The following is a 22,940-nucleotide window of genomic DNA, read 5'->3' on the forward strand; positions in this document are numbered from 1 at the left end:
CTATTTTGGCTATAAAAACCATATTTGTGTCGATAGAAAATCAAAACTTATCAAACATTATGAAGTCACAACAGCTAGTGTACACGACTCCAATGTCCTAGCTCCTCTTTGTGATGGCAATGAAGCGTTTTTTGATGACAGTGCTTATGTTGGAAAATCAGTACCAGAAGGTTGTCGCCACCACACGATTCGTCGTGCTTTTAGAAATAAACCGTTGACTGAGACTGATAAGGTCATTAATCGACATATTGCCAAAGTCCGTTGTCGCGTTGAGCATGTTTTTGGCTTCATTGAAACGAGCATGAAAGGTAGCATCTGTCGAGCAATTGGGAAGGCACGAGCTAAAACCAATGTGACCTTAACCAACTTACTCTACAATATCTGTCGTTTTGAGCAAATCAAACGACTGGGATTGCCATCATGGGCTTAGTGCGCCCAAAAATAGGAAAATAAGCAAAAAGTAAGCTTCGAAAGCGAAGCTTACTGGAATTAATGCTTACAAATAGGGCTTACTTAACAACTACTTGAAGTTTTTAGAGGTGCCCAGAAATATATCAACAATTATAGTAGAAATGTTCCTCAGAACCAAAAGAAATTTGAAAAGCTCCTTTTGAATAGATACAATATTTAAAAATGCTTTCTAAGGAGAATTTTGGATGGATACTCGACCTATCGATGAAAGAGATTTTGTATCAACATTTAGAAAAGAAAATCAGCAAAAATTTTTTCAATTCCTCGAGCAGTACGAGAATTATATTGCGCCAATTATGCGTGCGAGAGGCTATCGCTGTAAGGATCGAATAGAGAGAACTGTATTATTTACCTTTGGAGAATTAACCTTCTCACGTAGTCGGTGGTATAAGGGAAAGCAGTGTCGTATTCCCGTTGACGAAAAGCTAGGGCTTACCAAGCATGTCCGCTACTCTCAAGAATTGATGTATCAGGTCGCACGGCTTTCTCAGAAGGTTCCTTATCGAAAAGTGCCAGAAATTATTGAAATGATGTATGGCATTTGTATTTCGAAAGATACAGTCAATAAGGCTGTTCAGATGACCGCAACCTTACTGGAAGAGCGAGAAGATTATCGTTTTTATGAAGAGGAAGCAACACCTGAAAAAATTTCTTCTCCAATCATCTACGTAGAAGGAGATGGTAGTTTTCTCAAATCTCAAGAAAAGGATAAGAAAAGTATAGAGTTCTCCCATTTTGTGATACACACAGGAAGCAAAGAGGTTGGTAAAAATCGTTATGAGCTACAGAATAAGATAGAGATTAGTTCGTGTAGTAATCGCAAGGCAAGAGAACGTGTTCTTGACTATATTTATAATCACTTTGAGATCACAGAAGATACGATACTGGTCACGAACTCCGATGGAGGGAAAGGCTATACTCCTTACGTTTTCAAAGAGCTAGCAAAAGCTCTCAAGATTCAACGTCATGAGCATTTCTGGGATAAATATCACGTTTTTCAAGATATTCGTCTTCTTACAAGGAATTATCCTACCGAACTAAGAGCTAGTTTTTTCCGTGCAATCCAAGTTCACTCGAAGGCGGAATTAAAAACTTGCTTTGATACCCTAGAATCTTTGATTGAGATTGACTCGAAAAAAGAGCTTGAGCGATTTGAACAATACAAGTCAAAGTTTATGAAAAACTTTCAGTATACAAAGTCAGCAGAGCTACGAGACCTTTCGCTGGAGGGGGTAGGAATCATGGAGAGCCAACATCGAAAAATTACCTATCGCATGAAGAATCGAGGCATGTATTGGACAAGGCGTGGAGCAGAAGCAATGAGTCAGATGCTTATTCTGGATGCGGAGGAATTACGAGAGTTATTCTTTGGGGAATGGAGAAAGGAATACGAGTATTATCGTAACAATTCTTCAAGCGCAGGACGAGCTGATCGAGTATTTAAAGAAACATCTTCAGTACGGACCTATAAAGCATATAGGTCTGGCAAGAGGCGAAGACGAGGTCACTAATAATTAGGTGTGTACATATAGGACCTTTTAAAAAATTGTTTTTTTAAAGGTTTTTTTGTCATGCAAAGACTTGCGTTTTAGGGGAGTTTATAGTATAACTAAGATATCGAAAAATAAAAAAAGGGTGTAGAAGCGGGAACTTCTACACCACCGATTAAGTCAAACTAGACCTTTGCTTAATCAGTCAAACAGTATTGTACCACACAAAAGACAATATCGCAAGACTGAGGCAAAGGAAAAAGATTTGTCGCAGTCTTTTTTTAAAACAAAAAACATCAGTTTTCTTAAGTTTTAAAGGGTGTCCAAACGTTCCCAAAAAATTAGACACATTCGTCCAGCGAGAATAGCTTGACAAAGCAGGAAGAATCAGATAGAATAGTAAAGTATGTTTAGTAACTGATCAAAACTAGCCGGCTAAACGAATACAAAATCTATGAGGAGGTATTCATCGTGAAACGTACTTTTCAACCAAGTAAAATCCGTCGCGCACGTAAACACGGATTCCGTAACCGTATGTCAACTAAAAACGGCCGTCGCGTGTTAGCAGCTCGTCGTCGTAAAGGACGCAAAGTGCTTGCAGTGGCATAATAAAATGATAAAAAAGCCAGCAGAAACTCGAGTCTGTTGGTTTTTTTATGGTAAAAGCGGTATAATGGAAAAACAAGATACAAAGCCCGTTAAGAACACACAGCGCACTTTCCCATGTATTCACAGTCACTTCCCTGACTATTAATACCTTATCCGTAAGTGGACCAAGTCTGCAACTGCTATGGAAAAATAGGGAATCTGACGAGTATAAGTTCGGTCAAGCAAGATACAAGGGTGTAGGATACTAGATATGTGTGAGTTACGTTAATCATGGAATATGAGATTGAGAGCTGGTTTATCCGTTCTCTCATTTTAAAAAGGTAGGAGAAAAAGATGGTTCAGATTTTTGATACCCACACTCACCTCAATGTCAAAGAGTTTGAGGGACGAATTGAGGAAGAATTAGCTTTAGCCGCAGAAATGGGTGTGACCAGAATGAATGTGGTAGGCTTTGATGAGCAGACGATTAAATGTGCTTTGGATTTAGCAGAGCGGCATGAGCAAATCTATGCAACCATTGGCTGGCATCCGACAGAGGCGGGCGCTTATAATGATGAGGTGGAGCAGCGTCTGCGCAGACAGCTCCAGCACGAAAAGGTGGTTGCTCTGGGCGAGATTGGGCTGGACTATCACTGGATGACAGCTTCCAAAGAGGTGCAGGAGCAGGTATTTCGCAGGCAGATTGCCCTCTCTAAGGAATTAGAACTTCCCTTTGTGGTCCATACTCGAGATGCCTTAGAGGACACCTATGCTATCATCAAGAAAGAGGGTGTGGGTCCGCGTGGTGGCATTATGCACTCCTATTCAGGGTCTTTAGAAATGGCAGAGCGGTTTATCGAGCTTGGAATGAGCATTTCATTTTCAGGAGTTGTCACCTTTAAGAAAGCGACCGATATCCAAGAGGCAGCGACCTACCTGCCACTGGATAAAATCTTGGTGGAGACAGATGCGCCCTATCTCGCACCTGTTCCCAGACGTGGACGTGAGAATCGCACTGCCTATACCCGCTATGTCGTGGATAAAATTGCCGAGCTCCGCGGTCTATCGGTCGAAGAAGTCGCAAGTGCAACCTACACCAATGCGCAAAAGATATTTGGTATGTTATAAAAATAATAGAGGTAGAGTATGTTAAGAAATAATAAAAATATTATTAAGGAATATCATGCAGTATTTACGAAGGAAATGATAAAAGAATCTTTATTTGTGTTAGATGCTAATTGTTTATTATTTCCATTAAAAGATTATATTATAGGGGATAAAATACTTACAGCCTTAGAGAGTATCAAAGGACGGACCTATATTCCATTTATTACCCAGGTAGAATTCTTAGAAAATGAGATAACTGTACTTGCTGATAGAAAAGGGAACATTGCTCGTTCGGATAAAGCTATTCATGAGATAAAGGATAAAGATAAACTTTTAAATTTAGAGATTAGAAATCATATACAAAATAAATTATTTAATAGTATTGAGAAAGTGAAGAATGAAGATAATATGCGATCTTTATACAAGAAGATTGTAAAATTTAAGAAGCAGTACTTTGAACAAATAGAAGGGGTGCTTGATAAAGTAGATGATTTTCTACAGGATATTGAGAAAGAATTACTGTTGAAGAAAAATAAGATTCAAGAACAATTTGACTGGCCTAGGTATACTGTTATAGAGGACATCAGAGAACAATTGTTTAAATGGTTAGATTCGGTTCAGCTAGGTACTGCATATGATAGTGATACATTAACTAGATATAGAGAACAGATTGCAAAACGTTATGAAAAAAAGGTGTCCCCAGGCTTTATGGATCTTGAATCAAAAAAAGGTCAAGTCATTCAACTGGGAACCCAAACATTAGAGAGAGGATATTCAGATGCAGTATTCTGGTTGGATATACTAGATTATATTAACAGTAAGTCTTTTAAACAATATAAATATCTTGTAATTGTATCTAACGAAACGAAGCCAGATTGGGTCATTAATAAGGAACCTTCTAAATTAAAGATTGATTTATTTACAGAATGTCATGAGGAAACGGGGTTAATAGCAAGAAAAATGAGTATCTGGGAACTTCTAAAATTGACAAATTCTGCAACTAAGGATGAGATAAGTGAGTCTAAATTATTAGCGAAAGACTATAATTTCAGTTTATATGGGGAGTTCTATGCTGCAGATAATCAGGCACGAATGATGGAAAAAATATTCGAGAAAATTCTTAGCAGAGTAGATGCGTCTATGTTTAGTATACCATGTATATTATCAACATCTGATTCATCTTGGGAGGAACAAAAGAATTCTACATTTGATAGGTACATTATTATAAGTGATAAATCTAGTAAAGATTATGCTGTTGGGACTTCATTAAACTTTCTTCAGAAATTAAGATACATATATGATTTGTTAGAACAAAGGCATGCTGGTAGTTCAGGACAATTAAAATTCTCCAATATTGAAAATCAAGAACAGTGGGAAGAAATATGTCAGAAAAGAAGAGTAGGATAAAAATATCAGAAATCATTGTGGTTGAGGGGCGAGATGATACGGCAAATCTCAAACGCTTTTATAAGGTAGAAACCTATGAAACCAGAGGTTCGGCTATCTCACAGGCAGATCTGGAGCGGATTGAACGCTTGAATGACCTACATGGGGTGATTGTCTTTACTGATCCAGACTTTAATGGGGAGCGGATTCGGAAGTTGATTATGACAGCTGTTTCAAGTGCTAAGCATGCTTTTTTGAACCGAGATGAGGCGGCACCCAGTTCCAAAACCAAGGGAAAGTCACTCGGTATTGAGCATGCCTCTTTTGAGGATTTAGACAAGGCGCTTTCCCAGGTATTGGGTGGTGCAAGTGAAGAACCGTCTAACTTTGACATCAAGAGGAGCGATTTGATTCGCTTAGGCTTTCTTGCAGGTGCTGATAGCCGTAAGCGCAGGGAATATCTGGGCAATCAACTTCGGATTGGTTACACCAACGGCAAGCAACTCTTGAAACGCCTTGAGATGTTTGGGGTGATGTTGGAAGAAGTGGAGAAGGTCATGGAGGGATATAGTAATGGATGAGAGAGCCTATCAGCAGCTTCTTAGTCAACTGGAATATAAGGGTTCAGATCTTGTCTTTTTAAACGATGAGGATAGTTGTAGACAACACAACATTCTTCTAGCGTGTGAGAAAGATATTATTAGCTATCTGCAAGATTTGAAAATAGATACGCCTGAATTTTTTAGCCACAAAAATTATCGATCTATAAAAGAGGGTGACTCCTATGTATGGTTTTACCAAGCACAAGGAATGGAGATTTTGTTGACAAGGCGGAAAGAAGGAAAGAAATTGAAAACAACAAGAGGCTCAGCTGCGGGAATGTCCTATGGACGAGGAAAGGGAAACAATTCAGACTTTTATCATAGGTGCCATTTATTGGGGGAGCAGATTTTTCCAAATAGAGCAACATATCTCAAAGGAGAGTATATTGTTGGTACTGCCTATTTAAACATAGATGCTAAAGTGAGTATGCTAACTTATGAAAACAAGATTGTGAACATTCTCAAGAAACAGGAAAGTAAGATATTTTATAAAGTCACACCTATTTTTAAAGATGGTGAAGTAATTGCAAGGGGTGTGAGAATGACTGCTAGAAGTTTTAATGATGAGTGGAAAGAAACTGAAGAATGTCGGTTTGATGTTTATTTATTTAATAGGAGCCCAGGTTATCGAATAGATTACAAAACAGGAAGCATAACGGAGTACAAAGAAAAGATATGAGAATTGCAGATTATAGTGTGACGCGTGCGATTTTAGAGCGTCACGGTTTTACATTTAAGAAGTCGTTTGGTCAGAACTTTTTGACGGATACCAATATTTTACAGAAGATTGTGGATACAGCAGAGATTGATGCGTCGGTGAATGTGATTGAGATTGGACCTGGGATCGGTGCTTTAACAGAGTTTTTGGCTGAGCGGGCAGCGGAGGTCATGGCATTTGAAATCGATGAGCGCTTGGTGCCGATTTTGGCAGATACGATCCGCGATTTTGACAATGTGACCGTGGTCAATCAGGATATTTTGAAGACCAATTTGAAAGAACATATCCAGCAGTTTAAGAATCCAGACCTGCCAATCAAGGTGGTAGCCAATCTTCCTTACTACATCACGACCCCGATTCTGATGCACTTGATTGAAAGTGGTATTCCTTTTAGCGAATTTGTCGTGATGATGCAACGTGAGGTGGCAGACCGTATTTCGGCAGAGGCCAATACCAAGGCTTATGGTAGTTTGTCAATTGCGGTACAGTATTACATGACCGCAAAAGTGGCATTTATCGTGCCACGGACGGTCTTTGTGCCAGCGCCAAATGTGGATAGTGCTATCTTGAAAATGACCAGACGACCTGCTCCTGCGGTAGAAGTGACAGATGAGAAATTTTTCTTTAAGGTGGCAAAAGCTAGTTTCACCCACCGCCGCAAGACCCTGTGGAACAATCTGACCAGCTATTTTGGCAAGGCTGATGATGTGAAGGAAAAATTAGCAGCCGCACTTGAAGCAGCGAACCTCCAGCCATCTGTCCGCGGTGAAGCCTTGACCTTGGAAGATTTTGCACGTTTGACAGACGCTTTAAAGGCAGAAACCTTGGATTAAAAAATAATGGAAGAGAATTAAAGAGATGTAAAAATGAGGTAGGGGACAGACATGCATAATGTCTGTCCCCTACCTCATTTTCTATGAATAGGAAAAGAGTAAAGTGTAAGACAGTCTTTTAGATTTTTACAAATTGGGGAGTATTAAAGAGTATCAACTATCTGCGACTTTTAACGAAAACTTGTTTTTTTCATTTCCCACCTCAACCAGTCTCTCCCAGACTGTTTTAAAGAAAACAACTATATAACGCTTCTTTCGTAGCTTTTGATACTTTTCCTACACCCAAGATTGGTTTAAGGCTCAAGTTTGTGAATGACATTTTTTTCATAAAATTTGCAAAAACTTGTTATTGCTTTTGTTGTAAGCCATAGTTGTATATGATAGACTGGAATATATAAGCAAGTGTTTCCTAGAGATAGAAAGGAGCTTTCCGGTGAAAAATGAAATCATAAGGGTAAATGGTGGCGAGATAGGGCTTTCGAAGCTTATTTTGGGTTCGAGTGACTATCTGAAATTAAGCGAGATGACCAAGGTTCACATGATGTTTGGGGCTTATGTAGATTCAGGTGGGATAACCATTGATACTGCCCGCCATTATGGGGAGAGTGAGGCGGTCATTGGTGAGTGGCTCAAGGGGAAACCGCGGTCTGCCTATACCATTATTAGCAAGTGTTGTCACCCTGTTCAAGAAGCGCCTCAAACACCGCGAGTGACACCAGAAGACATTGTTCAAGATCTGACAAAGAGTCTGGAAATGCTGGGTACGGACTATGTGGACATTTTGTTGCTCCACCGTGATGATGTCAACTATCCTGTCGGTCCTCTAATGGAGACGCTTAGTCAGCTGGTTGATGAGGATAAAGTCAAGGCTTTTGGGGTATCTAATTGGACCTTGCCTCGGATTAAGGAAGCTCTTGCTTATTGTCAGGAGCATGAGCTACACCCCCTATCCTTTAATAGTCCCAATTTCAGCTTGGCTGCTGTTAATTGCCCGCGTTGGAATAATGCGGTGACAGCTGATCAGGAAATGCTTGACTGGCACAGGGACACTCAATTTCCCTTAATCGCCTGGTCTGCACAGGCGGAAGGATTTTTTGGTCATCGCTTTAAACAAAAAGACAAGGATAATCCAGAATTAAAAGAATTTGTAGAAGTGTATTTTAACGACTTGAATTGGAAACGCTTGGCTGTATGTGAGCGTTTGGCGCGTGAAAAGGGGGTAAAACCAATTCAAATATCCCTAGCCTATGTGTTGAGTCAACCGTTTCCGGTATTTGCGACGATTGGTCCAGAAGAAGAGTGGCATCTTCGAGATTCACTTGAAGCATTGGACATTCCCCTTTCAGATGAAGAAATGGAATCGTTGAGGAAAGGAGAGTAGAGGCAGTGGAGAAAAAGAAAATAGCAGCACAACTCTATTCCGTTCGCAAGGAATTGGCTAGGAATCCAGATGAGACTTTTAAAGCATTGAAAGAAATTGGATTTGAGGCTGTGCAGTTGGATGGAATGTGTGGTCACTCTCCTCAGGAAATCAAGTCATTAGTAGATCGCTATGGTTTTGAGATTGCAGGAATGCATATTGAGCATGACCGCTTCTTTCATGATATTGATGGAATTATTGCAGAAGCTCTTCTCTTCAATTGCAAGACGATCTACGATAAGTACATTGATGATGAAGAGCAGCATGTGGAGGGCTATATCAAGACCAAGCGGCAGCTTTTAAGGGTTCAAGAACGGTTGAGAGGGAGTGGTTTTCGTATTGGTCTCCATTGCCCAGAGTATGACTTTAACAATCAGATAGAGGGAGTGACAGTGTTAGACTATATTACCGCTCCAGAGTATGGTCTAGGCATCTATGCTGAGCCAGATACGTATTGGGTATCTGCTGCAGGCAGGGACCCTGTGGAAGAGTTTAAAAAATTCTCTCATCGTGCTCCTATCGTGCACCTTAAGGACTATATAAAAGGCTATGACCCAAAAGATATGGCTCATAATCTGACAGAGTTGGGTAGTGGCGATGTAGACTTTGAAGAAATCGTTGGCTGGGGAGAAGCAAATGGCGTAGAGTATTACTGTATCGAACAAGATTACTCGAAGATTGGAATGCTACATAGCTTAGCAAAAAGTTTTGAATATTTACGGTCAATTTAAAAAGTGAGGAAATAGAGATGAAAAACAGATCAAGGTGGACATTGCTGGGTGGCGTATTGCTAGGAGGAGCCTTGCTTAGTGCTTGTGCCAGTAGCTCGGCACCATCAAGTAACAAGGTATCCTTATCCATTAACTATTACCATGGTGCCATCAGTGATACAGCGATTGAAAATGCCAAGAAGGCATTTCCAGATTATGAATTGAATTTCAAGCAACTTCCAGCAAATGGAGATTTTGATACAAAATTGAAAGCCAGTCTCAATTCAACGTCCGCTCCAGATATCACAGCTATCAATAGCAACATTGCAGACTATATTCCTTATAGTGACCGCTTTGTAAACTTGCTGGACTACGGCACCGCTGATTTGGCTCAAGACTATGTTGAGTGGAAATGGGATTCTTGTTTTACTAATGATAAATCAGCACAGATCGCTCTACCGCTTGATATTGGCCCAACTGCCCTCTTCTACAATACAGATGCCTTTCAAAAAGCTGGATTACCAACAGATGATCAGGCAGTCAGCGAGTTGTTGATTAGTGATGAGGCTTATATGGAAGCAGCTAAACAGATGAAGGAGAAGGCAGATATGCCGATGTTCCAATCGTCAGTATCTCTTCTTCGACAACGCTATCGCGCGATGACCCAGCATATCTATGATAAAGATGACAACTTGACTTATGCCGACGGTCAATTGAAAAAGGCATGGGATTATGCTGTTATGGCAGAGAAGAATGGCTATACCCTTGGCGCAAAGGGGAACAGTGCTGAAGGTGCAAATTCTGTTCAACGAGGTCTATTTGGCGGTATGATTGAAGCATCTTGGGGAATCAATGATTTGGCAGAAGATGGTGCTTCTCCTAAGCAATGGTTAGTGGCTAAATCTCCTTTCTTGCCATCAAACTATGGCGGTTCTTATCTAGCAGTTATTAAGACGACAGCTCATCCAAAAGAAGCGGCTGATGTTGTGAAGTATCTCACCAATGAAGAAAGCCAGCGCGTAAACTATAAGGAGTTGGCCCTCTTTCCAGCCAATAAAAAGGTTTTTGATGATGACTTTGCAAATGTAAAGCATGAACTATTCGGTGATGAGCAGTACAATCACTACTTTATCGAAGCGGCAAATGCCTTAGAATATATCCCCTTTGATCCACGTGAGTCTGCTGCCTTTGAAGCATTTGAAGATCAGATGACCCTCGTCGCAGAACAAGGAAAAGACCCCGAACAAGCATGGAATGACGCGAAGAAGAAAGTAGAAGAAATTTCTAAGTAAATCAAGATACGAGAGCGTAAAGCAACTCCTGGACAAAATAGGAAATCGAAGCAGGTTGTCTTGCAACCAATGAGATTTATCTTTTTGTCAGAGAGTTGTAGCTCGAGTTCAGTTACCAAAGATACGAGGACGTCAAAAAGCGACCGAAAATTAGGAAACATGACGAAGAGATTAGAGAGAGTTTGCTTCGCAAACTTCTATTTCCCGCCTCCAAAGGTATCCCATACCTTTGGGGCTAGGAATGTTTATCCCTAAAGGGAGCCACAGCTGTAACTAGCTAAAGCTAGAACACCTGCGTCTCTTTTTTCCGAGGTTTTAGGCTGAACTCAATTCCCTAAGATACGAGAGCGTTTGACACGAGTTTCACTCGTTTTATCTCCAACCTTCCACAGTCTATTCCTAGACTGTGGAAGCGAGCAAAGCAAAAATAGGAGTTTTGACGCAGAACCACAAGTTCTAGGAAAAACTATCTTTTTTGCACAGCTCGTAGCTCGAGTTCAGTTACCAAAGATACGAGGACGTCAAAAAAGCGACCGAAAATTAGGAAACATGACGAAGAAGCTAGAGAGAGTTTGCTTCGCAAACTTCTATTTCCCGCCTCCAAAGGTATCCCATACCTTTGGAGCTAGGAATGTTTATCCCTAAAGGGAGCCACAGCTGTAACTAGCTAAAACTAGAACACCTGCGTCTCTTTTTTCCGAGCTTTTAGTCCGAGTTCAATTTTAAGATACGAGAGCGTTTGATACGAGTTTCACTCGTTTTATCTCCAACCTTCCACAGTCTATTCCTAGACTGTGGAAGCGAGCAAAGCAAAAATAGGAGTTTTGACGCAGAGTTTAGAGAGAGTTTGCTTCGCAAACTTCTATTTCTCGTCTCTAAAGGTATACTATACCTTTAGAGCTAGGAAAAACTATCCCTAAAGGGAGCTACAACTGACACGAGTTTCACTCGTCCTATCTCCAACCTTCAACAGTCTATCCCTAGACTGTTCGACACGAGTTCCACTCGTTCTATCTCCTACCTCCAACAATCTCTCCCCAGATTGTTTTGACGAAAACTTCGTTTTCTTTATTTCCCACCTTCCCCAGTCTATTCCTAGACTGGGGAAGCAAATAGAACTTTGTTCTTTCTTGTTTTAAGGGAACGGGCTAAAAACCTCCACTGGAGCTTTTTACTTAGCGAGGTGAATGAACGACGTCAGAATTTGATTTTTGACGAGTATAAAATAATATGAAAAGACTATCTCTTTCTAAGAAGAGGTGAAAGGCAGGACCATGAGTAAGAAAAAGGACATTGATAAGTATGCTCCCTATCTTTTCATTTCTCCATTTTATATCCTATTTTTGATCTTTGGTCTCTTCCCCATTATTTTCGCAGGGATTTTGGCCTTTCACAAATGGGATGGTCTGGGAGAAATGAGATTTGTCGGATGGGGAAATTTTATCCGATTGCTACATGATACGGATTTTTACCTATCTGTGAAAAACACATTGATTATTTGGGTGGTCGGCACCTTCCCCATGCTCTTTCTTGCTTTAGTGCTGGCGTTTATGCTGAATCTAAAGTTTGTGAAGCATAAAGAATGGTTAAAGGCGATTTTCTTTCTCCCAAATGTTACCTCTGTTGTGGCAGTCACCATCTTATTTGGTCTGATTTTTTCCAATCTGGATGGTCTTGCCAACAGCTTGCTACAATTCCTAGGTCTGTCTCCTATAAAATGGGTGACCTCGACATTCTGGGTTCGAATTGTCATTGCACTTATCAATATCTGGATGTACCTAGGGTATAATACGATTATTTACCTGACTGGAATCATGAAGATTCCTAAGGATTATTATGAGGCAGCCATTATGGATGGGGCGACCAATTTTCAAATTTTCCGATACATTACGATTCCCCAACTAAAGCCGATTATCTTATTTACAGTGATGATGTCGACAATTGGTGGCTTGCAGGTATTTTCAGAAGCACAGGTTCTAGTACCGCAAGGAGCGACACCAGAGGGTGGCGCAATGACCATTGTCTATTACCTGTATCATGCTGCTTTTTCAAATAATGATTATGGATATGGGTCAGCGCTTGCTTGGGCCTTGGTGATCATTATCATGATTTTCTCGTTATTAAACTGGTATTTGACGACCTATCGTATCAAGGGAGAATAGGTATGGGAAATAAGACCTTTCGATTATTTGTGAGAATTTTTTTAGGAATTGGTGCGCTGGTATCGATTTTCCCATTTTACTGGATGTTGGTGATGGCGAGTAAGCAGAATAAGGAAATCTATCAGATTCCCCCAGATCTACTACTGGGTTCTGAATTGTTTCATAACATTGAGACTGTTTTTAGAGAGACAGCCTTCTTCCATTCGCTGTTCAATACCCTTTTTATTGCGATTATATCAACTGTGCTTATCTTGTTCTTTGATTCTTTGGCAGGATTCGCTTTCGCCAAGTTAAGGTTTAAAGGCAAGGGGTTCTTATTTACATTTCTATTAGGAACCATGATGATTCCGGGACAGCTAAACATCATCCCATCTTTCTATTTGATGGACAAGCTAGGTTGGGTCGGTTCCTATAAGGCACTGATTATTCCAGGAATGGCCAACGCCTTTGGTATTTTTTGGCTCAAGCAGTACTGTACGGATGCGATTCCCGACAGCCTCATTGAATCAGCCAAGCTAGATGGTTGTTCAGCTTTTAAAGTATATGTTGCAATTGCACTTCCTATCATGAAACCAGCGCTAGCTTTCTTGGCTTTGTATTCGTTTATGGGCTCATGGAATGACTATATGTGGCCCCTGATTATTTTGAACGATGAATCAAAGTACACCTTGATGTTGGCGCTCACTCAATTAAAAGGTCTCTACACGGTTAATTATCCCTTGGTCATTACAGGAACGCTACTGGCAACGATTCCGCTCTTGCTTGTTTTTGCGGTCTTTAGTAGGCAGTTGATTACGGGTATTACAGAAGGGGCTGTGAAGCAGTAGATACGATAGTATAGTCATTTAGTTTACCTTTTATAGTCATTTAGTTTACCTTTTATAGTCACTTAGTTTATATTTTTATTACTTCGTTAACTCGTCTTGCTGTACTATTGAGAAAAGTTACACTTTTCTTATCTATCACTTGAAATAGTTATCAACTATTTCAACTACCTGCGACTCGTTGCCTAGTACTAAAAATAAACTAAACGCTATATAATTGAACACGAGCTACGAGCTGTGAAAAAAGAGCGAGAACTGTTTCAGTTTTAGCTGATGATGGCTCTTTAGGAAATAGGCTGAAAACCTCCACAGGAGCTTTTCACTTGTCAAAAGTCGCAGGTGGTGCTGGGTTCAGTTGCTTTTTACCGCTCTCCATATCTTGGGTTTGTCAGGCGGTGATTGGGTGATTGATAGAAGAGTAGAAGATGATGAAAGAAAAAGTAATGAGGTGGCAAGCAGGCTTGCTGGATACCATTATCGTGAGCGTGATGGTGGTGTTCGGCTTAGTGACGCTACTTGGCGGTGTGTATGGTCTATTGAGTGCCTTTGTCTACCTAGCTCCTCTGTCAGATGGCAAGTGGAGAGTGATGAGGAATAAAAAGGTTATTCTTGTTTGTGTAGGAGCGCAATTGCTTGTGTATGCCCTCCTGCTCATTCTTTTCTTAAACCTTCAACTTCTTCCTGTACTGCCGAAAGCTCTGGTTGTCGTGATTAGTTTTTTACTGACGGTGCTAGGTGTGGTCAGCTTTTCACTCCTGACAATAGCAATATGGCAATTGGCAAGAGGTCATGATCCGTCTAGGCTTCTTCTTTATCAGGGTGTTCAAGGCTTTATTCTAGGAGTTCCATATTGGATTGGTCTCTTTATTTTGCTGCTAGCAGTTATTTTGGCAGTGATGGCTTATCCACCATGTCTGGTGGTAGTGGTAGGTGCCTTTCTTCAACTGCTCAATAAGACGAGTGAGCAGCTGATGTTAGGAAGAAGAGAGCCATAGTGCTCTGTGAATGGTCCCTTTGTTTTTCATGGAGTATAAAATGATGGACATGCAGATAAAGCGAGAAAAAGTTCAAGGAGCTAGAAAATGAGTTTATTTTATCGAACAGAGAAGCTACGCGCTCGGATCAGTGAGTTAGAAAACTACCGCTTTCATACGATTCAAGTGATTTCAGAATGGAAATTATTAGAGGATCGGTCCAAGCAAGAAAAATACCCTCCCTCTCCCTTTGTAACTACTGCTTCCTTTGTCCTAGGAGACAGCTGGAAAGGGAGAGATTACTACTTGTGGATCCAGCAAGAAATCACAGTACCGGATGAAGATGACCTGTATCTATACTTGGATTTTGGTCATACTGGCGGTGGCTATAATTCGGGCTTTGAATCTCTTTTATTTATTAATCGGGACATTTACCAAGGGGTTGATGCTAACCATAAGGAAGTCAGGTTGGCGGAGGGCTATCGCAATCAGACCATCATACTTTCGCTCAAGTTGTGGTCGGGCTTAGAAGGTGGTGGCGAAGAAAAAATCCAGACACATGAATTTCGGAGAGCCGATCTGTGCCGTCTGAACCCTTCAGTAGATGGCTTGATCTATCATGCGGATATACTATATAAGACAATGGTAGAGTTGGGAGAAAACAATCCGCTCTACCATCGTTATTCTACTCTCCTACACCAGACCTTCCAATTGCTGGATTGGTCAGAACCCGGCAGTGAGGCTTTTTTTCAATCGGTAGAAAGTGCCTACCACTATCTCAAAACAGAGCTATACTCCATGCCCAAAGATAGCCCGATTACAGTGACAACAATTGGGCATACCCATATTGATGTGGCTTGGTTGTGGAGGCTCAAACATACTCGGGAAAAGGTGGCAAGGAGTTTTGCGACGGTGCTCCGCTTGATGGAAGAGTACCCTGACTATATCTTCTTGCAGACCCAGCCACAACTCTATCAGTTTATCAAAGAAGACTATCCAGAACTTTTTGAAAAAATCAAGGAGCGCGTGGCGGAGGGGCGCTGGGAAGTTGATGGTGCTATGTGGCTCGAAGCGGATTGTAACATTCCGTCAGGAGAATCGTTGACCAGACAAATCTTACATGGTTCCCAGTTCATTCGCAAGGAATTTCAAAAAGAGATCCACTACCTCTGGTTGCCGGATGTATTTGGCTATTCGTGGGCACTGCCACAAATCTTGAAAAAGACGGGTATCGCTACCTTTATGACAACGAAGATTAGTTGGAATCAGTTCAATCGAATGCCTCATGATACCTTTATCTGGAAAGGCTTGGATGGCTCTGAAGTCTTGACACATTTTATTACAACGCCTGAACCGGGGGAAGAAAATGAATGGGAGTCCAACTGGTATTATACCTACAATGGCGAATTAGAGCCAGAGACAGTTCTAGGGGTCTATGAAGCCTATCGGGACAAAATAATCCATCAAAACCCGCTCATCTCTTATGGATTCGGGGATGGTGGAGGCGGTGTCACGCGAGAGATGCTGGAAAAACGCAGGGTTATGGATCAAGTACCCGGTCTGCCACATGTAAAGACGGGGCGAGCCGACGACTATTTTGCGGCATTGCAAGAAACCTTTCAGACCACCTCAAACTATGTTCATACATGGGATGGGGAACTCTACCTAGAGTACCATAGAGGAACCTATACTTCTCAAGCCTTTGTGAAAAAGACCAATCGGCAGTGTGAATTACTCCTACGCAGATTGGAATACCTCTTCTCCTTGTTAGAAATCAAAGGGAATGCCAACTATCCGCAAGAGGAATTATATACCCTGTGGGAAACGGTTCTACGCAATCAATTTCATGATATTATACCCGGCTCATCAATCAAAGAGGTCTATCAGGATTATCGCCTAGAGATGGGCAATGTGCTGGACAGGTGCGAGCGATTACTAAGCGAACTAACAAGGTCTTCCACAGGTATTACGGTCTGCAACACCAGCACTTGGGAACGGACGTCTATCCTAGCCCTGCCACTGGCACCTGCTGGTTATGCCTACACAGATTCGGCAGGCAAGGCTTTGCTTAGCCATCAGACGGGAGATAAGACCTACGTTTTGATAGAAGGTCTTCCAGCTTATGCTACGGACATTCTGCAAATAGCTCCGATTCAGATGCTTCCGAAAACCGAGATAGCAAGTGCGGAGATGACCTCCTTTTCTATTGAGAATGAATGGTATCAGATTCAATGGAATGAGGAGGGGCATTTGACACGGATTTACGATAAAGAGTGTCAGAAAGAAGTGCTTGCGGGGCAAGGAAATGTCTTTCAGCTCTTTGAAGACAAGCCGATGAACTTTGACGCTTGGGATATTGATATTTTCTACCAAGAAAAATACAGGACATTGGTGGTGGATAGTATAGAAGTCCTACCGACCAATCCGCTCTACGACAGTATTTGCTTCCGCTATCTCTTTGGGAAATCAAGTCTCCTGCAGGAGATGAGGCTCTATCATCATACAAAGCGGATAGACTTTGTGACAGAAGTTGATTGGCAGGAGCGCCAGCAGTTGCTGAAAGTCAAATTTGACGTGAATATTCGAAACACCTATGCAACCTATGATATTCAATATGGGAATGTCCGCCGTGCAACGAACTGGAATACTAGCTGGGAACTAGCTAAATTTGAGTCGGTTGTTCACCAATGGGTTGATCTATCGCAGAGAGATTATGGGGTGAGCCTGCTCAATGATTCTAAATATGGTTGTGATGTCAAGGGGCAGACCCTACGCTTGAGCTTGTTAAAAGGAGCCATTTTTCCAGATCCGACAGCGGATATTGGCATGCACCAGTTTACTTATAGTCTTTATCCTCATAGGGGTGACGCGATTGAGGGAGAAACCGTAAAAGAAGCATGGGAAATCAATGATCCCTTGCTAACTGTGAACGCAGCTCTTACAATGCCGAAGATAGCCATGACAGGTGGGAAGTATGTTGCCATGGATGCTTTTAAAAAAGCAGAAGATGGAGATGGCTACATCCTTCGCTTCCATGAGTATGCTGGAGGGACAGATTTCCTAGAGCTTTCACTTGAAAATAGTCAGTGGTGGCAGGAGGTCGATCTGCTGGAACGACCAATCGGTGCTAAGCAACAAGGGCTGCTTGCTTTAACCTTGCAACCGTATGAGATTAAGACAATTCGCCTTGGAGTGAGGGAGGAGAGGGAAGCTGGCAAGTAGCACTCAAGTTCTATCTGCGATTGCGTTGCCTAGTCAGATTTTTATAGAGTATAGGCTTTCTCGGAGTGGCAGTTGGGTCACGAATAAACATACTATATAAAAGACGGTGGCTGGGTTCAAATCCAGCCTTTTAAAAATACTTCAGTCAAAATCGTTTGACACGGTGGTTGACTAGGCACAAATCGGTAGCTTTCACAACTCCTTGTTCGTTGTTGTATTTTAGGATTGCGCTTCAACAGTCTATCGCCAGACTGTTGAAGCTATTTAGGGGGAATTTTTCGCTGATGATGCGTCCTCAACAAGAGCTTGGATAGGCGACCAAGGCTCTCCTGCTTCGCAACAGATCACCTGTAAATAGAGGACTTAAATTTCCATTTTTACTCTCAAAACCAACTATTTTGCCCGATTTTTGATATAATAAGGGCAGATATGCTTGATGAAAGAACAAGTCCTCCTGTTTGATTTTTGTTGAGGAGACAGGCTCTAGGAGTTGGTTTCTGAAAGTAGATGATGAAAAAGGAGCAGATTTGCAAGGTATTATTATGAAAGCTCTTGCGGGATTCTATTATGTAGAGTCGGAAGGGCAGGTGTATCAGACGCGGGCGCGCGGAAATTTTCGGAAAAAAGGGCAGACGCCCTATGTAGGGGATATTGTCGATTTTTCAGCAGAGGAGCAGTCCGAGGGCTATATCCTCAAGATTCACGAACGCAGGAACAGCCTAGTACGACCCCCGATCGTCAATATTGATCAAGCGGTAATCATCATGTCTGCTAAAGAGCCTGATTTCAATGCGAATCTCTTGGATCGATTTTTGGTTCTGCTCGAGCAGAAAAGTATAAGACCGGTTATCTATATTTCGAAAATGGATCTACTGGAACATCGAGATGAACTGGACTCTTATCGGGTCATCTATGAGAAGATTGGTTACCCGTTCGTCAATAGCTTAGAGGAGCTGATTCCCCTCTTGAAAGACAAGGTGACGGTATTTATGGGGCAGACGGGTGTTGGAAAGTCCACCTTGCTCAATAAAATCGCCCCGGAATTGCAGCTGGAAACAGGGGCTATTTCAGATAGTCTGGGACGGGGACGCCATACGACACGGGCTGTCAGCTTCTACAATGTCTACGGTGGAAAAATCGCAGATACACCGGGCTTTTCTTCACTAGATTACGAAGTAAAAGAAGTAGAGGCTCTCACGGACTGCTTCCCAGAAATAGCAGCAGCAAGTCAAGGTTGCAAATTTAGAACTTGTACCCATACGCATGAGCCAGACTGTGCTGTCAAGCCCGCAGTGGAAGCACAAGAGATTTCCCAAAGTCGCTACGACAATTACCTACAATTTTTAACAGAAATTCAGAATGTACGTGAAGTCTATAAAAAAGTAAGCAAAAAAATAAAATAGAAAGTTGGAATGCTATGTCACATTATAAAATTGCCCCCTCTATCCTTGCTGCGGATTATGTGAATTTTGAAGCAGAATTAAGACGCCTAGAGGCGACAGGTGTTGAGTATGTTCACATTGACATCATGGACGGACATTTCGTGCCCAATATCTCTTTTGGAGCAGATGTGGTGGCTGCCATGCGCCCACATAGCAAGCTGGTTTTTGATTGCCACCTAATGGTGTCCAACCCAGAACAGCACATTGAGAATTTTGCGCGGGCAGGTGCAGATATTGTTACGATCCATGCCGAAGCGACCCAGCATCTTCATGGCGCCCTGCAAAAAATTCGTGCAGCAGGTACGAAGGTAGGCGTTGTGATTAACCCGGGGACACCGCTTGTCGTGATTGAGCCTGTCTTAAATCTGGTCGATCAGGTTCTCTTGATGACGGTCAATCCAGGATTTGGTGGCCAAGCCTATATTCCAGAAGTGGCAGAAAAGATTGCTGCCTTGGCTCAGCTTCGTGAGGAAAAAGGTTTATCCTTTGACATCGAAGTAGATGGTGGGATTGACGACAAGACGATTTTATCTGCCAAGGAAGCTGGAGCCAATGTTTTTGTGGCGGGGTCTTACTTGTTTAAGGGTGACTTGCAGACTAAGGTCGATACCTTGAAAGCGGCTCTCTATGATTAAGATTGCCGTAGTTGCAAGTGGTGATATTAGCGGGGTCTCTCCCGGCTACGATCTCTTTGTGGGGGTAGATAAGGGGTCTCTCTATCTATTGGAGCACGGTTTTCCACTTGATCTGGCTGTTGGTGATTTTGATTCGGTGACGGCTGAGGAACGAAAGCGAATTCGCCGAGAGGCAGGTGTTTTTGTGCAGGCGCCAGCTGAAAAAGACGATACGGATTTGGAGCTTACCTTAAAAGAAATCTTCGGGCGCTGTCCGAGGGCAAAGGTCACCATTTTTGGAGCCTTTGGTGGGCGCTTAGACCACATGATGAGCAATCTCTTTCTAGCCAGTGAACCCGATTTGATGCCCTATATGCGACAGATAGAGCTGGTTGATGACTTGAATATTATACGCTTTTATCCAGCGGGTCAGCACCGTATTTCCCCAATTGAAGGGATGAGCTATGTGTCTTTCATGCCAGCTGATGAGAGCCGTCTAAGTATCTCCCATGCTAAGTATCTCTTGAATGAGAGTAATTACTTTTTAAAAAAATGTTACAGCAGTAACGAGTTTATCGGAAAAGAAATCGAATTTACAATAGATAAGGGCTATGTGGTTCTTATTTATAGCCGTGATAGGAGGTAGAATGGCGTATATCCTAGGCTTTATAGCAATAGCTGTCTCGGTTCTTACCCTGCTTTGCTTGGATCAGCACATGAAACGCATGTCAATGCAAGCAGAAGATATGGCGGATCATCTGTCAGATCAGCTGACCTATCTTTTTGATCAAAAAAATCAGCAGACCTTTGCCCAGCAACAAGTGTTGCACCAAGACATGACGGAATTGCGCAAGGAGCTTTACCAGCAGTCGACGGCGCTTCGGCAGGAAATGCACCAGCTTCTATCGCAAAACCGTGATGTGGCAGATCAACGCTTGCAGGCGATTCAAGAGTCCAATGAAAAGCGTTTAGAGGAGATGCGCCAGACGGTAGAAGAAAAACTAGAGCAGACCTTGCAGACGCGTTTGCAGGCCTCTTTTGAAACGGTGTCGAAGCAGTTAGAATCGGTCAACCGTGGGTTGGGAGAAATGCAGACGGTGGCGCGTGATGTCGGCGCCCTCAATAAAATTCTCTCCAACACTAAGACGCGGGGAATCATGGGAGAGTTGCAACTGGGGCAGATAATTGAAGATATTCTAACCCCGTCCCAGTATGAGCGTGAATTTGCTACGGTAGCTGGTTCTAATGAGCGGGTAGAATACGCAGTGAAACTACCCGGTCAGACCAAGGATGATTCGGTCTATCTTCCGATTGACTCCAAGTTTCCCCTTGCAGATTATTACCGTCTAGAAGAAGCCTATGAAGCAGGAGATAAGGAGCAGATTGAGCTACACCGCAAGCATCTCTTGGCTTCTGTCAAACGCTTTGCCAAGGATATTCAGCAAAAGTATCTCTCTCCACCAGCAACCACTAACTTTGGGATTCTCTTTTTACCGACAGAGGGCTTGTATTCAGAGGTGGTTCGCAATCCAATTTTCTTTGATGAATTGCGGCGGGCAGAGCATATCGTGGTGGCAGGTCCCTCAACCTTGTCTGCCCTCCTAAATTCCTTATCTGTTGGCTTTAAGACCTTGAATATTCAACGTTCGGCTGATGATATTAGTAAGGTCTTAGGCAATGTCAAGTCAGAGTTTAGCAAGTTTGGGACCGTCTTGATGAAAGCCCAGCGCCATTTACAGCACGCTTCAGGCAACCTAGATGATCTTTTGACGCGGCGGACCAATGCCATTGAACGAACCTTGCGCCACATTGAATTACCGGACGGAGAGCCACCGTTTGACCTATTACATTTCCAGGAGGAAGGGGAAGAAGATGAAAATTAACCAAATGAAAAAAGATGAGCCTTTTGAGGGTTTCTATCTGATTAAGACCGCCGACATTCGGCAGACCAGAGCCGGGAAAGACTATCTTGCTTTGACCTTCCAGGATGATACAGGAGAAATTGAAGGGAAAATCTGGGATGCCCAGCCCGGCAAGATTAAAGATTTTAAGGCGGGCGTTGTGGTTCACATGCAGGGGCGCAGAGAAGTCTATAACAATACACCGCAGGTCAATCAGATTATCCTCCGACTTCCTAAGCCGGGTGAACCAACTAATCCCGCTGATTTTAAGGAAAAACCACCTGTCGATGTGGAGGATACGCGCAAGTATCTTAGCCAGATGATTTTCAAAATTGAAAATGCTGTCTGGCAGCGGATTGTGCGAGCCTTGTACAGCAAGTACGAACAGGAATTTTATTCTTATCCAGCTGCCAAGACCAATCACCATGCCTTCTATTCAGGCCTGTCTTTCCATACGGCGACCATGGTGCGTCTGGCTGATAAGATTGGCGATATTTATCCACAGCTCAATAAGAGCCTGCTCTTTGCGGGGATTATGCTACATGATTTGGCCAAGGTGATTGAATTATCAGGGCCTGAAAACACCAATTATACCGTAAGGGGCAATCTCATTGGTCATATCTCCTTGATTGATGAGGAGATTACCAAGGTGTTGATCGAGTTGGGCATTGATGATAGCAAGGAAGAAGTGACCGTTCTTCGTCATGTTATTCTTAGTCATCATGGTTTGCTCGAATACGGCAGTCCCGTTCGTCCGCAGATTATGGAAGCAGAAATTCTCCACATGATTGACAATATTGATGCGGAAATGATGATGATGCTAACCGCATTGGATAAGATTGGACCCGGCGAAATGACCAGTCGCATTTTTGCCATGGATAACCGTGCCTTCTATAAGCCGAATATCGACTAATTAAAATTTTAATCAAAAATAGGATTTAGGAGGCTTTCTAGCCAAGTCGTTCCGTCTTAGCAAAGATGTTTCATCATCATTAAATGGTGGAGCTAAAGGGCTATTAGCTGCAATCGTAGCCTGTTGAAGTCGGCAGGAGGATGTGTTTGTGTCCGAATTGTTTGAGAAAATATCAACAAAGAAAAGGCTGCCAGTTGCTAAATCGAAATAAAATACGAAAAAAGCGAGCTAATGAATAAAAAAAGTTCGTTTTTTCCTTTTTTGTGATATA

Annotated in this window: 19 protein-coding genes and 1 pseudogene; all 20 read left to right on the plus strand. The window is 42.3% G+C overall.

The genetic code is table 11. The features are described from left to right. The coding region (locus BU200_RS00785; RefSeq protein ID WP_142237008.1) for a transposase at positions 1-430 on the plus strand (430 nt) is incomplete at its 5' end. A gap of 226 nt (positions 431-656) precedes the next feature. Further along, the gene (locus BU200_RS00790) at positions 657-1,982 is read left to right on the plus strand and encodes an ISLre2 family transposase (RefSeq protein WP_075098339.1); all 1,326 of its coding nucleotides are present in this window, start codon (positions 657-659) and stop codon (positions 1,980-1,982) included. A 450-nt stretch (positions 1,983-2,432) separates the two neighbouring features. Continuing rightward, the gene (gene rpmH / locus BU200_RS00795; RefSeq protein WP_018368178.1) at positions 2,433-2,570 is read left to right on the plus strand and encodes a 50S ribosomal protein L34; all 138 of its coding nucleotides are present in this window, start codon (positions 2,433-2,435) and stop codon (positions 2,568-2,570) included. A gap of 333 nt (positions 2,571-2,903) precedes the next feature. After that, positions 2,904-3,677, plus strand: a complete 774-nt coding sequence (locus tag BU200_RS00800; protein ID WP_075098340.1) for a TatD family hydrolase — start codon at positions 2,904-2,906, stop codon at positions 3,675-3,677. A gap of 18 nt (positions 3,678-3,695) precedes the next feature. Continuing rightward, a complete protein-coding gene (locus tag BU200_RS00805) occupies positions 3,696-5,063 on the plus strand; it encodes a PIN-like domain-containing protein (RefSeq protein ID WP_075098341.1) in 1,368 nt (455 codons plus the stop codon). After that, complete coding sequence (gene rnmV, locus BU200_RS00810) at positions 5,039-5,623, plus strand: ribonuclease M5 (RefSeq protein ID WP_075098342.1); 585 nt, start codon at positions 5,039-5,041, stop codon at positions 5,621-5,623. Before BU200_RS00805 ends, rnmV begins: the two co-directional genes overlap by 25 nt. Beyond that, positions 5,616-6,323, plus strand: coding sequence for a DNA/RNA non-specific endonuclease (locus BU200_RS00815; RefSeq protein WP_075098343.1), 708 nt, complete (start codon positions 5,616-5,618; stop codon positions 6,321-6,323). The genes rnmV and BU200_RS00815 overlap by 8 nt, the downstream gene beginning before the upstream one ends. Continuing rightward, positions 6,320-7,195, plus strand: a complete 876-nt coding sequence (gene rsmA / locus BU200_RS00820) for a 16S rRNA (adenine(1518)-N(6)/adenine(1519)-N(6))-dimethyltransferase RsmA (RefSeq protein WP_075098344.1) — start codon at positions 6,320-6,322, stop codon at positions 7,193-7,195. Before BU200_RS00815 ends, rsmA begins: the two co-directional genes overlap by 4 nt. Positions 7,196-7,628: 433 nt before the next feature. Beyond that, positions 7,629-8,576: an aldo/keto reductase gene (locus tag BU200_RS00825; protein ID WP_075098345.1), complete on the plus strand. Its 948-nt coding sequence runs from the start codon at positions 7,629-7,631 to the stop codon at positions 8,574-8,576. Between the two features lie 5 nt (positions 8,577-8,581). After that, positions 8,582-9,346 (plus strand): sugar phosphate isomerase/epimerase family protein, encoded by a 765-nt coding sequence (locus BU200_RS00830; RefSeq protein ID WP_075098346.1) that lies wholly within the window; start codon positions 8,582-8,584, stop codon positions 9,344-9,346. Between the two features lie 17 nt (positions 9,347-9,363). Beyond that, complete coding sequence (locus tag BU200_RS00835) at positions 9,364-10,617, plus strand: ABC transporter substrate-binding protein (protein WP_075098347.1); 1,254 nt, start codon at positions 9,364-9,366, stop codon at positions 10,615-10,617. A gap of 1,274 nt (positions 10,618-11,891) precedes the next feature. Beyond that, positions 11,892-12,779, plus strand: coding sequence for a carbohydrate ABC transporter permease (locus BU200_RS00840; RefSeq protein ID WP_075098348.1), 888 nt, complete (start codon positions 11,892-11,894; stop codon positions 12,777-12,779). A gap of 2 nt (positions 12,780-12,781) precedes the next feature. Next, positions 12,782-13,606: a carbohydrate ABC transporter permease gene (locus tag BU200_RS00845; RefSeq protein ID WP_075098349.1), complete on the plus strand. Its 825-nt coding sequence runs from the start codon at positions 12,782-12,784 to the stop codon at positions 13,604-13,606. Positions 13,607-14,028: 422 nt separating this feature from the next. Then, a complete protein-coding gene (locus BU200_RS00850; protein ID WP_075098350.1) occupies positions 14,029-14,598 on the plus strand; it encodes a hypothetical protein in 570 nt (189 codons plus the stop codon). An 87-nt stretch (positions 14,599-14,685) separates the two neighbouring features. After that, entirely contained in the window at positions 14,686-17,799 is a 3,114-nt protein-coding gene (locus tag BU200_RS00855; RefSeq protein WP_075098351.1) for an alpha-mannosidase, read from the plus strand. 527 nt (positions 17,800-18,326) lie between these two features. Continuing rightward, positions 18,327-19,202 carry a ribosome small subunit-dependent GTPase A gene (rsgA, locus tag BU200_RS00860; RefSeq protein ID WP_075098422.1) on the plus strand — a complete coding sequence of 292 codons (876 nt, stop codon included), beginning with the start codon at positions 18,327-18,329 and terminating at the stop codon, positions 19,200-19,202. Positions 19,203-19,216: 14 nt separating this feature from the next. Then, the gene (rpe, locus tag BU200_RS00865; RefSeq protein ID WP_075098352.1) at positions 19,217-19,876 is read left to right on the plus strand and encodes a ribulose-phosphate 3-epimerase; all 660 of its coding nucleotides are present in this window, start codon (positions 19,217-19,219) and stop codon (positions 19,874-19,876) included. After that, the gene (locus BU200_RS00870) at positions 19,869-20,501 is read left to right on the plus strand and encodes a thiamine diphosphokinase (protein ID WP_075098353.1); all 633 of its coding nucleotides are present in this window, start codon (positions 19,869-19,871) and stop codon (positions 20,499-20,501) included. Before rpe ends, BU200_RS00870 begins: the two co-directional genes overlap by 8 nt. A gap of 88 nt (positions 20,502-20,589) precedes the next feature. Then, a pseudogene (locus BU200_RS00875) lies at positions 20,590-21,738 on the plus strand (DNA recombination protein RmuC); the annotation flags it as partial. Further along, entirely contained in the window at positions 21,728-22,669 is a 942-nt protein-coding gene (locus tag BU200_RS00880; protein WP_075098355.1) for a 3'-5' exoribonuclease YhaM family protein, read from the plus strand. The pseudogene BU200_RS00875 and the gene BU200_RS00880, both read left to right, overlap by 11 nt. Positions 22,670-22,940: the final 271 nt, after the last annotated feature.

Origin of the sequence: Streptococcus acidominimus, from assembly GCF_001921825.1 — a bacterium.
GTDB classification, from domain to species: domain Bacteria; phylum Bacillota; class Bacilli; order Lactobacillales; family Streptococcaceae; genus Streptococcus; species Streptococcus acidominimus.